This is a genomic window from Massilia sp. PAMC28688 (genome assembly GCF_019443445.1).
Classification (GTDB): Bacteria; Pseudomonadota; Gammaproteobacteria; order Burkholderiales; family Burkholderiaceae_D; genus Telluria_A.
The window spans coordinates 2,239,796-2,252,708 of sequence record NZ_CP080378.1 but is presented as its reverse complement, the minus strand read 5'-3'; the positions used below and the strand labels follow the sequence as shown (position 1 = coordinate 2,252,708).

The 12,913-nt window shown below is 55.7% G+C and carries 4 protein-coding genes, 2 tRNA genes, 4 rRNA genes and 1 riboswitch; of the genes, 2 read left to right on the top strand and 8 right to left on the bottom strand.

Annotated features, from left to right (window positions below):
- Positions 1-82: 82 nt before the first annotated feature.
- The 4 genes from KY495_RS10110 to KY495_RS10095 form a co-directional block, all read right to left on the bottom strand.
- Positions 83-158: transfer RNA gene (locus tag KY495_RS10110), tRNA-Ala, on the bottom strand.
- A gap of 3 nt (positions 159-161) precedes the next feature.
- Positions 162-238, bottom strand: a tRNA-Ile gene (locus KY495_RS10105).
- A gap of 110 nt (positions 239-348) precedes the next feature.
- Positions 349-1,877, bottom strand: a 16S ribosomal RNA gene (locus tag KY495_RS10100).
- Positions 1,878-2,301: 424 nt separating this feature from the next.
- Positions 2,302-4,689 carry a penicillin acylase family protein gene (locus KY495_RS10095; RefSeq protein WP_219883504.1) on the bottom strand — a complete coding sequence of 796 codons (2,388 nt, stop codon included), beginning with the start codon at positions 4,687-4,689 and terminating at the stop codon, positions 2,302-2,304.
- A gap of 187 nt (positions 4,690-4,876) precedes the next feature.
- Between KY495_RS10095 and KY495_RS10090 the strand changes: the two genes are divergently transcribed.
- Together KY495_RS10090 and KY495_RS10085 are read left to right on the top strand one after the other, a co-directional pair.
- Complete coding sequence (locus KY495_RS10090; protein WP_229518569.1) at positions 4,877-5,329, top strand: DUF6328 family protein; 453 nt, start codon at positions 4,877-4,879, stop codon at positions 5,327-5,329.
- Positions 5,330-5,391: 62 nt separating this feature from the next.
- Positions 5,392-5,481, top strand: a riboswitch (glycine riboswitch).
- A gap of 157 nt (positions 5,482-5,638) precedes the next feature.
- On the top strand, positions 5,639-6,871 hold the full coding sequence (locus KY495_RS10085; RefSeq protein ID WP_219883502.1) for a D-amino acid dehydrogenase: 1,233 nt from the start codon (positions 5,639-5,641) through the stop codon (positions 6,869-6,871).
- Here the strand turns inward: KY495_RS10085 and KY495_RS10080 are convergent.
- The 4 genes from KY495_RS10080 to KY495_RS10065 form a co-directional block, all read right to left on the bottom strand.
- Entirely contained in the window at positions 6,840-7,589 is a 750-nt protein-coding gene (locus KY495_RS10080; protein ID WP_229518568.1) for a thioesterase II family protein, read from the bottom strand. The genes KY495_RS10085 and KY495_RS10080 overlap by 32 nt on opposite strands.
- Positions 7,590-7,652: 63 nt before the next feature.
- Positions 7,653-7,765: ribosomal RNA gene (gene rrf, locus KY495_RS10075) — 5S ribosomal RNA — on the bottom strand.
- A 159-nt stretch (positions 7,766-7,924) separates the two neighbouring features.
- Positions 7,925-10,816: ribosomal RNA gene (locus KY495_RS10070) — 23S ribosomal RNA — on the bottom strand.
- A 302-nt stretch (positions 10,817-11,118) separates the two neighbouring features.
- Positions 11,119-12,647 (bottom strand): 16S ribosomal RNA (locus KY495_RS10065).
- The 16S, 23S and 5S rRNA genes sit together here, the layout of an rRNA operon.
- Between the last annotated feature and the right edge of the window lie 266 nt (positions 12,648-12,913).

The window sequence follows — 12,913 nt, the reverse complement described above, 5'->3', positions numbered from 1 at the left end:
GAACAAAACAGCAATGATCTCTAAAAGATCAAACCTAAACCACACAGGCTTACATTTGGACTTTCACGAGATAGTAGAGTGATGGTGGAGGATGACGGGATCGAACCGACGACCCCCTGCTTGCAAAGCAGGTGCTCTCCCAGCTGAGCTAATCCCCCATTTGGTAGGGCTGGTTGGACTCGAACCAACGACCCCCGCGTTATCAACACGGTGCTCTAACCAGCTGAGCTACAGCCCCGACTTGGACACTACTACTGTTTCTTCTAATTTCAACAGTCGATAAGAGTGGACGCTTAATGAACACCCCTCTAATGGGGCCCTCACATTACTGTGCGTGTGCAACTCTAGAAAGGAGGTGATCCAGCCGCACCTTCCGATACGGCTACCTTGTTACGACTTCACCCCAGTCACGAATCCTACCGTGGTAAGCGCCCTCCTTACGGTTAAGCTACCTACTTCTGGTAAAACCCGCTCCCATGGTGTGACGGGCGGTGTGTACAAGACCCGGGAACGTATTCACCGCGACATGCTGATCCGCGATTACTAGCGATTCCAACTTCATGTAGTCGAGTTGCAGACTACAATCCGGACTACGATACACTTTCTGGGATTAGCTCCCCCTCGCGGGTTGGCGGCCCTCTGTATGTACCATTGTATGACGTGTGAAGCCCTACCCATAAGGGCCATGAGGACTTGACGTCATCCCCACCTTCCTCCGGTTTGTCACCGGCAGTCTCATTAGAGTGCTCTTTCGTAGCAACTAATGACAAGGGTTGCGCTCGTTGCGGGACTTAACCCAACATCTCACGACACGAGCTGACGACAGCCATGCAGCACCTGTGTTACGGCTCTCTTTCGAGCACGCCTCGATCTCTCAAGGCTTCCGTACATGTCAAGGGTAGGTAAGGTTTTTCGCGTTGCATCGAATTAATCCACATCATCCACCGCTTGTGCGGGTCCCCGTCAATTCCTTTGAGTTTTAATCTTGCGACCGTACTCCCCAGGCGGTCTACTTCACGCGTTAGCTGCGTTACCAAGTTAATTAAAACCCGACAACTAGTAGACATCGTTTAGGGCGTGGACTACCAGGGTATCTAATCCTGTTTGCTCCCCACGCTTTCGTGCATGAGCGTCAATCTTGACCCAGGGGGCTGCCTTCGCCATCGGTGTTCCTCCACATCTCTACGCATTTCACTGCTACACGTGGAATTCTACCCCCCTCTGCCAGATTCTAGCCTTGCAGTCTCCATCGCAATTCCCAGGTTGAGCCCGGGGATTTCACGACAGACTTACAAAACCGCCTGCGCACGCTTTACGCCCAGTAATTCCGATTAACGCTTGCACCCTACGTATTACCGCGGCTGCTGGCACGTAGTTAGCCGGTGCTTATTCTTCAGGTACCGTCATTAGCAAGGGATATTAGCCCTCACCGTTTCTTCCCTGACAAAAGAGCTTTACAACCCGAAGGCCTTCTTCACTCACGCGGCATTGCTGGATCAGGCTTGCGCCCATTGTCCAAAATTCCCCACTGCTGCCTCCCGTAGGAGTCTGGACCGTGTCTCAGTTCCAGTGTGGCTGGTCGTCCTCTCAGACCAGCTACTGATCGATGCCTTGGTAGGCCTTTACCCCACCAACTAGCTAATCAGATATCGGCCGCTCCAGGAGCATGAGGTCTTGCGATCCCCCACTTTCATCCTTAGATCGTATGCGGTATTAGCGTAACTTTCGCTACGTTATCCCCCACTCCAGGGTACGTTCCGATATATTACTCACCCGTTCGCCACTCGCCGCCAGGTTGCCCCGCGCTGCCGTTCGACTTGCATGTGTAAGGCATGCCGCCAGCGTTCAATCTGAGCCAGGATCAAACTCTTCAGTTCAATCTCTGTTTGTCGGGCATTTCTGCCCGAATTCGTCCCATTGGTCCGAATTCGCTCACTCAAAATACTGACAGGCCACTACTTTCGTAGCGCCTATATTTCTTTCTTGTGAACATTTGATAATTTAAGTATTCAACATCGCTTTCGCTCTGTTGGCACCTTCATCAAACGCCCACACTTATCGACTGTTAATTTTTAAAGAACTTATTCGGTACTGCCTTGCTGCAGGCTACGAAGCGTTGTGTTCGTTGCAGCAGAGAGGTGAGATTATGCAGCGTTTCGCGATTCTCGTCAACTCCCTTTTTTATTACAGCGTCGTTTTCGACACTCCCTGACGGCTTGCTAACTACTTGATTTCGTTAACGTTTCGTTCGGGGAGGCGAACTATAGCAAGCCGCGTCCCGGTCCGCAAGCGCTTTCTCACCTATTCCGCGATGCGCATGACCTTGTACTGGGGGTCCGCCTTCATGTCTTCCGGCCAGAATGGCAGCGCGATAAACTGCTTGCGCGAAAACAGCGGCACCTGGTCGCCATAATGCGGTGACGCAGGGTCCACGGATTGCCCATACACCAGCATGCCCTCGGCCACCGGCCCCTTGTGGTCAAAGGTGACCGTCTGCACGTAACTCGTGCCCCAGATCACGTTCTCGTACCCAGTGGCCCGCAGCGGCGAGCCCATGGTCAGGGAATTGTAGGAACCATCGACATTGCCGATGCCCCCGTGAATTGGCACCCGGACACCGCCGCGCGTGTCACTCTGGTACTGCCCGAGCGGCCCATCCAGGGGGACGCCCAGCATCTCCAGTTTCTGCACGCTCCGCTTGAGCGAAGCCAGCATGTCAGGGACAAGGCCCGCAGCCAGAGCGCGCGGCGTGTGGACAGGATCGCGGGGATCGAACGGCACTGCCCACTTGCCCGGAGCATTGGCAACCTGCAGCCAGAATTCGCGAAACAGGACGGCGCCCCGGCTTTCCAGATTGGCCCGCCGGTCCCAGCCGGCCAATGCGGCGCAGCCGGCCCGCACCTGCGCATCGGACGACGCCAGGCAGTGCGGCAGCAAGTCGGGCAGGACCAGCTCGGCGGCATGGATGCGGTTGGCAAACGCCAGTTCCTGCAAGTCCTGCAGCTGCAAGCGGCCGCGCTGCGCGATCTGTTCCTCCAGCTGCACAAATCCTATGCGGGTGCGCAGCGATTGCGCAGCGTTGACCGGGCCATACAGGGGTGAGTAGCCGTAGGGCGCAGGTCCGGTCAGCAAGGCCCGGGCATTGTTGAGCCAATAGGAATCATTGGAGTTGCCTGCATAATCCGTACGCATGGCAAAGGGTGCGCGCGCTGGTGAGAAGATGCCGGGTGGTGTATCCGGATCGCTGCCCCAGCCACATGCCGATCGTGTTCCGTCAAAGGTCAGCAACGGTTCGAACAGCAAGCAATCCGACAGGAACTTTGCTGTTTCCATGTGCGGCACGACACTGGCGTCCGCATACAGGGTGTTGCCGTGCCGGTCTGCCGCCACCGTGTTCACCCACGGCAGTCCCGCCGTCCGATCGAGCGCGGACTTGAGTTCCGCAACGCTTTGTGCCCGACCAATGCCCAGCCATTGGTCCATGAGGCGCGTATTGTTGCGGTTGGGGTCGCCCAGTACCGTCACTTCACTGGCAGTCCATCCCAGGCCGGCAGCAGGCCATACGACAACTGCCCCGTGGCGACTGAAATAAAAGGTCTTGCTGCGCGCAGTCATGCTCCCGTCCGCCTCACGCACATCCACGGATACTTGGCGGCTGCTCATCTTTTCGGCCACCCCGTCAATGAGGTAGGTGGTGCCGGCCGGGTCGCGCCCGTCCAGCGCAAGCTTGAACGTGGTGAAGTGGACGGCGGCGGTCACGGTATGACTCCAGGCCACGTCCCTGTTAAAGCCAATCACGACCAGGGGAATGCCCCCCAGAATCACGCCCATGGCATCGTAGCTCCCGGGCACGGTAAGGTGCGCCTGGTAGAAGCGGTCGGTACTGGTCCACGGGTAATGAGGATTGCCCAACAACAGGCCGCGCCCCGTGGCACTCAAGTCGCTGCCGATGGCCAGCGCGTTGCTGCCCAGCTGCTCCCGCGTCAGGCGGCGCAGCCGCTCCTGCAGCAGGGCCCCGTTGGCGGGTCCGGCCGGCGCGGACGGGAGTGCCTGCCCGGGGGATCGTCCCCCGTTCACAAATTCCTGGGCGAACACTTCGCCCGTAGCGTGCAGGGCTTTTTCTGCCAGCACCCGGTACATGTCGTCGACCGTGATCGGCTTGACCCAGGCCGCGTTGTTGCACGCCGCCGGGTAGCGCCCCGCGTGGTCTTTCAGATAGCGGTTGTAGCCGATGACGTAGCCTTCCAGCAGTTCCTGCGTGTCCCGGCTGCCTGCCGCATAGCCGGCGCGCAATTGCTCGATGTCGAGATAGCCCTTGAAAAAGAAATCGCTGTCGAGGTTGTTGAGCTTGACGTAATAAATGGCGGCACCATACTCGCCGTTGGCAGGCTCCGTTGCCGATGCGGCGGGGCCGAAATAGCGGGACCGTTCGCCACGCACTGTCAGCAGGGTGTCCGCGAACATGCACAGATTATCCTGGGCGTAGGCATATGCCAGCCCGTATCCCAGGCCCCGGAAATCGTCAGCCCGGATGTGGGCCAGCCCGTAACTGGTGCGCGTGATGTCCGCCTGTACCTGGCTGTGCCGGGGCGCCTCGCCAAAGGCCAGCTCCACCCGGCCGCAGCCGCTGCCCATCAGGCAGATCGCCGCCGCCACTGCCCGCACTGCCCATCTGCCGCTTCTCATCATGGCCACCCCTGTCAGAAAACATCAACGCACGATCGAAAGGCAATACTACGAAGCCGCTGACAAGCTGCATTGATTGGACTCAACGTGTTCGGGCGCAGTTCAACAGTGCGCTATTGATGACCAGGAGGAATACCGGTACTGTTCGTTCATGGAAAAAGCACAAGAGACAAATAATTTTCATGAAGAGATGCGCGACATTATCGAAGAGGCGCGCGTCATTCTTCCCGGTGTGCAGGCGCTGTTTGGTTTCCAGACCATTGCCGTGTTCAGTGAACGCTTTGGCGGCTTGCCCGCGTTCGCAGTGACCTGCCACCTGGTCAGCCTGGCCATGGTCATCCTGGCGGTGGCGCTGGTGATGACGCCCGCCATTTATTACCGCATCGTGGGGCCGGCATACGTGTCGCGCCGGATGATCAAGCGCTCCGCTGCCCTGCTGCGCTCGGCGCTGTGGCCACTGGCCGCCGGCCTGGCGCTGGATATGTTCACCGTGATCTTCGTGGCCACGCGCAAGCTTGACGTGAGCATCGCGGGCGCGCTGGCGACCGTGTTTGTGCTGGTCGGTCTCTGGCTGGCCTTCCCATGGTTCGAGCGCAAACGCTGCCGGGAAAGCAACAGCGGCTACCTCAGCGGCGAGACCTAGCAAATAAGGCTTGGGATTTGGACGGCAGTGGTTTAAGCTTGCCGCGTTGTTGGCGCAATGCCAACGCGATATCGGGAGAGTCTGCCGCATGCGGCAGCGCCGAAGGAGCAACCGCCCCGGAATCTCTCAGGCCCAGGGACCGATATTGCACATGCACTCTGAAGAGCCATCGGATCTCGTCACCCGATGCACCGAAGGAGCAAACCGCACAGGCGTGGCGGTGAATCTCTCAGGTCCAGCACAGAGGGGGTGTCCTGCGCGCATGGTGCGTGCGGATTTCCTTTCAATGACCTTCTGGACCTGATCTACATGAAAACCATTGCAGTTATCGGCGGCGGCATTACCGGCGTCACGACGGCGTACGCGCTCGCCAAACGCGGCTATACCGTCACCGTCATCGAAAAGCACCGCTACACCGGCATGGAAACCTCGTTTGCCAACGGCGGCCAGCTGTCCGCTTCCAATGCGGAAGTATGGAATCACAGCTCCACGCTCCTGAAAGGCATCAAGTGGATGCTCACCCGCGACGCGCCCTTGCTGGTCAATCCGACACCGAGCTGGCACAAATTGTCCTGGTTCGCCGAATTCATCGCCGCCATCCCGCATTACCACGCCAACACGGTGGAAACCGCGCGCCTGGCCATTGCCGCCCGCAAGCACCTGTTTGCCTGGGCGGAGGATGAGAATATTGATTTTGATGCCAAGCGCAAAGGCATCCTGCACATCTACCGCGACAAGGCCAGCTTTGACCACGCCGCCAACGTGACCCGCATGCTGGCACAAGGCGGCCTTGAGCGCCGCGCAGTCACGCCGTCGGAGATGCGCGCCATTGAACCGACCCTGGCGGGGAACTACTACGGCGGCTTTTTCACCGACAGCGACGCCACCGGCGACATCCACAAATTCACGGTGGGCCTGGCCCATGCAGCGCAGCGCCTGGGCGTGCGCTTCATGCACGGACGTGAAGTGGCCGGTGTGGTGACCGACGGCAGTGCCGTCAGCATCTCGGTCGGGCGGGGTAACGATGAAGAGACCACTGTTTTTGACGGCGTGGTGGTCTGCGCCGGCACCGCCAGCCGCAGCCTGGCCGCGTCACTGGGCGACCGGGTCAATATCTATCCCGTCAAAGGCTATTCAATCACGGTCAATCTGCACGATGCTGCCAGCCAGGCCGCGGCGCCCACGGTCAGCCTGCTGGACGATGCGACCAAACTGGTCACCAGCCGGCTGGGCGATGAACGCTTCCGCGTGGCGGGTACCGCTGAATTCAATGGCTTCAATCGCGATATCCGGGCCGACCGCATCCGGCCGCTGGTCGACTGGGTCCATGAATGCTTCCCGGGCATTAACACCCGCAGTGTCGTGCCCTGGGCAGGTTTGCGCCCGATGATGCCGACCATGCTGCCGCGGGTCGGGCGCGGCAAATCTCCCTGCGTGTTTTATAACACCGGGCATGGCCACCTGGGATGGACCTTGTCAGCAGTAACGGCAGACATGATCGGCGATATCGTCAAGCGTTCGCACTGGATGCAGCCACACTAAGGCGAATCAGCTCAAGCACGGCAGCTTCTTGTTCGTTGATGAAGAAGTGGTCGCCGTCAAACCAGTGCACCTCGCACGGCGCGCTTGTTTCACATGCCCACGCCTCGATTTGCACGTTGCTTGTCAAAGGATCGCCGCGGCCGGCCAGCACCGTGAGCGGTACCGGCAGGCGCGGCCCGGCGCGGTACTGATAGGTTTCGGACACGGCAAAATCGGCGCGTATGGCCGGCAGCGCCATGACCAGCAGCTCGCGGTACTTCATGACCGCGGGAGGCGTGCCGTTAAATCCCCGCAATTGCTCGATCAATTCGTCGTCGCCCATGGTGTGCAGGCCGCGTGAACGATTGCGCCGGCCCGGCGCGTTGGCCGCCGAAACCATGAGGCGATCGGGCAGCCGACTATCATGGGCGGCGAAATGGCGCGTGAGTTCAAACGCAATGAGTGCACCCAGGCTGTGGCCGAAGAACATGAAGGGCAGCTGATCCTCGGGACGCAGGATGTCTGACAACACCGCAATCAATTCGGCCAGCGAGGTGAAAGGTTCTTCGCTGCGCCGGGTACCACGGCCTGGCAGCTGCACGGCCCACACTTCAATTTCCGGGCCAAGCGCTGCCTGCCATTGCGCGTACATGCGGGCATTGCCACCGGCATAGGCGAAGCAGATCAGGCGCATGGCGGGCGCCGCTTGAGGGGTACGCAAAATCCAGGGTGTCATCATATTTTCACCGGACGAAAAAAAACCCCGAGGCATTTCTGCTCCGGGGTTTTTCTCTTATAACTAGCCTGACGATAACCTACTTTCACACTGGTTGCAGCACTATCATCGGCGTAAAATCGTTTCACGGTCCTGTTCGGGATGGGAAGGGGTGGTACCGATTTACTATGGTCATCAGGCATAACTTGTACAGGTAACAGCTCCACAACGGGGCAGCTGCACCTTGAATCTGGAAGAAGTAAGTTTTGTATTCGTAGTAATGAACTACGGGGTAGTGCTCGAGATATCAACAACAAGGCAACACGCGCAATTCTTATCTCTGTACCTGCTAAGGTTATAGGGACAAGCCGTACGGGCAATTAGTATCAGTTAGCTTAATGCATTACTGCACTTCCACACCTGACCTATCAACGTCCTGGTCTCGAACGACCCTTTAAAGAGCTCAAGGCTCTGGGAAATCTCATCTTAAGGCAAGTTTCCCGCTTAGATGCTTTCAGCGGTTATCTCTTCCAGACTTAGCTACCCGGCAATGCCACTGGCGTGACAACCGGTACACCAGAGGTCTGTCCACTCCGGTCCTCTCGTACTAGGAGCAGCCCCCTTCAAATTTCCAACGCCCACGGCAGATAGGGACCAAACTGTCTCACGACGTTTTAAACCCAGCTCACGTACCACTTTAAATGGCGAACAGCCATACCCTTGGGACCGGCTACAGCCCCAGGATGTGATGAGCCGACATCGAGGTGCCAAACTCCCCCGTCGATATGAACTCTTGGGAGGAATCAGCCTGTTATCCCCAGAGTACCTTTTATCCGTTGAGCGATGGCCCTTCCATACAGAACCACCGGATCACTATGTCCTACTTTCGTACCTGCTCGACTTGTCAGTCTCGCAGTTAAGCACGCTTATGCCATTGCACTATCAACACGATGTCCGACCGTATCTAGCGTACCTTCGAACTCCTCCGTTACACTTTAGGAGGAGACCGCCCCAGTCAAACTGCCTACCATGCACTGTCCCCGATCCGGATAACGGACCAAGGTTAGAACCTCAAACAAACCAGGGTGGTATTTCAAGGATGGCTCCACGAGAACTGGCGTCCCCGCTTCAAAGCCTCCCACCTATCCTACACAGATTGGTTCAAAGTCCAATGCAAAGCTACAGTAAAGGTTCATGGGGTCTTTCCGTCTAGCCGCGGGTAGATTGCATCATCACAAACATTTCAACTTCGCTGAGTCTCGGGAGGAGACAGTGTGGCCATCGTTACGCCATTCGTGCAGGTCGGAACTTACCCGACAAGGAATTTCGCTACCTTAGGACCGTTATAGTTACGGCCGCCGTTTACTGGGACTTCAATCAAGAGCTTGCACCCCATCATTTAATCTTCCAGCACCGGGCAGGCGTCACACCCTATACGTCCACTTTCGTGTTTGCAGAGTGCTGTGTTTTTATTAAACAGTCGCAGCCACCAGTTTATTGCAACCCTTTCGCCCTACTGAAGTAAATCAGCCAAGCTACCGGGGCGTACCTTTTCCCGAAGTTACGGTACCAATTTGCCGAGTTCCTTCTCCCGAGTTCTCTCAAGCGCCTTAGAATACTCATCTCGCCCACCTGTGTCGGTTTGCGGTACGGTCTCGTATGACTGAAGCTTAGAGGCTTTTCTTGGAACCACTTCCGATTGCTTCGGGTCGCAAGGACCCTCGTCTCAACCCCTTGAATTACGTGCCCGGATTTGCCTAAGCACCTTCTATGAGCCAAAAACCAACTATTCCAACAGTTGGACAACCTTCCGCGATCCGTCCCCCCATCGCATCATACGACGGTGCAGGAATATTAACCTGCTTCCCATCAGCTACGCATCTCTGCCTCGCCTTAGGGGCCGACTCACCCTGCTCCGATGAACGTTGAACAGGAAACCTTGGGCTTACGGCGTGGGGGCTTTTCACCCCCATTATCGCTACTCATGTCAGCATTCGCACTTCTGATACCTCCAGCATCCTTTACAAGACACCTTCACAGGCTTACAGAACGCTCTCCTACCATATAGATCAAGATGCAAGCATCGAGAAATATATCCGCAGCTTCGGTGACTGGCTTAGCCCCGTTACATCTTCCGCGCAGGACGACTCGATCAGTGAGCTATTACGCTTTCTTTAAATGATGGCTGCTTCTAAGCCAACATCCTGACTGTTTTAGCCTTCCCACTTCGTTTTCCACTTAGCCAATCTTTGGGACCTTAGCTGGCGGTCTGGGTTGTTTCCCTCTTGACGCCGGACGTTAGCACCCGACGTCTGTCTCCCAAGCTCGCACTCATCGGTATTCGGAGTTTGCAATGGTTTGGTAAGTCGCAATGACCCCCTAGCCATAACAGTGCTCTACCCCCGATGGTGATACTTGAGGCACTACCTAAATAGTTTTCGGAGAGAACCAGCTATTTCCAAGTTTGTTTAGCCTTTCACCCCTACCCACAGCTCATCCCCTAATTTTTCAACATTAGTGGGTTCGGACCTCCAGGGCGTGTTACCGCACCTTCATCCTGGCCATGAGTAGATCACTTGGTTTCGGGTCTACACCCAGCGACTGTCGCCCTATTCGGACTCGATTTCTCTACGGCTTCCCTATATGGTTAACCTTGCCACTGAATGTAAGTCGCTGACCCATTATACAAAAGGTACGCAGTCACGGAACAAGTCCGCTCCTACTGTTTGTATGCACACGGTTTCAGGATCTATTTCACTCCCCTCCCGGGGTTCTTTTCGCCTTTCCCTCACGGTACTGGTTCACTATCGGTCGATTACGAGTATTTAGCCTTGGAGGATGGTCCCCCCATATTCAGACAGGATTTCTCGTGTCCCGCCCTACTTGTCGCATACTTAGTTCCACACATCGCATTTCGTATAAGGGGCTATCACCCTCTATGGCCGGAGTTTCCAATCCGTTCTACTATGCGTCGTGCTAAATCATGCAGGCTCATCCCATTTCGCTCGCCACTACTTTGGGAATCTCGGTTGATTTATTTTCCTGCAGCTACTTAGATGTTTCAGTTCGCCGCGTTCGCTTTGCATACCTATGTATTCAGTATGCAATGACCTAAAAGGCCGGGTTTCCCCATTCGGAAATCTGCGGATCAAAGTGTGTTTGCTCACTCCCCGCAGCTTATCGCAAGCTACTACGTCCTTCATCGCCTGTAATCGCCAAGGCATCCACCATGTGCACTTATTCGCTTGTCCCTATAACGTTAGCCTCTCCCGCCGACTAAGCAGAAAAGACGTTACAGAGATAAGAATGTACAGCGTTGTTGCTTTGTTTGTTGATACTGTGATTACTACCCTGCCAAACCGTTTTCACGGATTGACATAAAACTTTACTTCTTCCAGATTGTTAAAGAACAAAACACATTTAATCTCTAAAAGATCAAACCGAAGCATGAACATGCTTGAGTTTGCACTTTCCAGAGAATGCGCGTTCTAAATTCAACAGCCGATAAGTGTGGACGTTTGGTGACTGGTTCTATAACCAGGTGCAACTCTAGAAAGGAGGTGATCCAGCCGCACCTTCCGATACGGCTACCTTGTTACGACTTCACCCCAGTCACGAATCCTACCGTGGTAAGCGCCCTCCTTACGGTTAAGCTACCTACTTCTGGTAAAACCCGCTCCCATGGTGTGACGGGCGGTGTGTACAAGACCCGGGAACGTATTCACCGCGACATGCTGATCCGCGATTACTAGCGATTCCAACTTCATGTAGTCGAGTTGCAGACTACAATCCGGACTACGATACACTTTCTGGGATTAGCTCCCCCTCGCGGGTTGGCGGCCCTCTGTATGTACCATTGTATGACGTGTGAAGCCCTACCCATAAGGGCCATGAGGACTTGACGTCATCCCCACCTTCCTCCGGTTTGTCACCGGCAGTCTCATTAGAGTGCTCTTTCGTAGCAACTAATGACAAGGGTTGCGCTCGTTGCGGGACTTAACCCAACATCTCACGACACGAGCTGACGACAGCCATGCAGCACCTGTGTTACGGCTCTCTTTCGAGCACACCTCGATCTCTCGTGGCTTCCGTACATGTCAAGGGTAGGTAAGGTTTTTCGCGTTGCATCGAATTAATCCACATCATCCACCGCTTGTGCGGGTCCCCGTCAATTCCTTTGAGTTTTAATCTTGCGACCGTACTCCCCAGGCGGTCTACTTCACGCGTTAGCTGCGTTACCAAGTTAATTAAAACCCGACAACTAGTAGACATCGTTTAGGGCGTGGACTACCAGGGTATCTAATCCTGTTTGCTCCCCACGCTTTCGTGCATGAGCGTCAATCTTGACCCAGGGGGCTGCCTTCGCCATCGGTGTTCCTCCACATCTCTACGCATTTCACTGCTACACGTGGAATTCTACCCCCCTCTGCCAGATTCTAGCCTTGCAGTCTCCATCGCAATTCCCAGGTTGAGCCCGGGGATTTCACGACAGACTTACAAAACCGCCTGCGCACGCTTTACGCCCAGTAATTCCGATTAACGCTTGCACCCTACGTATTACCGCGGCTGCTGGCACGTAGTTAGCCGGTGCTTATTCTTCAGGTACCGTCATTAGCAAGAGATATTAGCCCTCACCGTTTCTTCCCTGACAAAAGAGCTTTACAACCCGAAGGCCTTCTTCACTCACGCGGCATTGCTGGATCAGGCTTGCGCCCATTGTCCAAAATTCCCCACTGCTGCCTCCCGTAGGAGTCTGGACCGTGTCTCAGTTCCAGTGTGGCTGGTCGTCCTCTCAGACCAGCTACTGATCGATGCCTTGGTAGGCCTTTACCCCACCAACTAGCTAATCAGATATCGGCCGCTCCAGGAGCATGAGGTCTTGCGATCCCCCACTTTCATCCTTAGATCGTATGCGGTATTAGCGTAACTTTCGCTACGTTATCCCCCACTCCAGGGTACGTTCCGATATATTACTCACCCGTTCGCCACTCGCCGCCAGGTTGCCCCGCGCTGCCGTTCGACTTGCATGTGTAAGGCATGCCGCCAGCGTTCAATCTGAGCCAGGATCAAACTCTTCAGTTCAATCTCTGTTTGTCGGGCATTTCTGCCCGAATTCGTCCCATTGGTCCGAATTCGCTCACTCAAAATACTGACAGGCCACTACTTTCGTAGCGCCTATATTTCTTTCTTGTGAACATTTGATAATTTAAGTATTCAACAGCGCTTTCGCTCTGTTGGCACCTTCATCAAACGCCCACACTTATCGACTGTTAATTTTTAAAGAACTCGTATTCGGTACTGCCTTGCTGCAGGCTACGAAGCGTTGTGTTCGTTGCAGCAGAGAGGTG

Bases quoted from the DNA above. Each gene is read 5' to 3' on its own strand.
- KY495_RS10090 (WP_229518569.1), top strand. From the start codon at position 4,877: ATGCGCGACATTATCGAAGAGGCGCGCGTCATTCTTCCCGGTGTGCAG.
- KY495_RS10085 (WP_219883502.1), top strand. From the start codon at position 5,639: ATGAAAACCATTGCAGTTATCGGCGGCGGCATTACCGGCGTCACGACG.
- KY495_RS10095 (WP_219883504.1), bottom strand. From the start codon at position 4,689: ATGATGAGAAGCGGCAGATGGGCAGTGCGGGCAGTGGCGGCGGCGATC.
- KY495_RS10080 (WP_229518568.1), bottom strand. From the start codon at position 7,589: ATGATGACACCCTGGATTTTGCGTACCCCTCAAGCGGCGCCCGCCATG.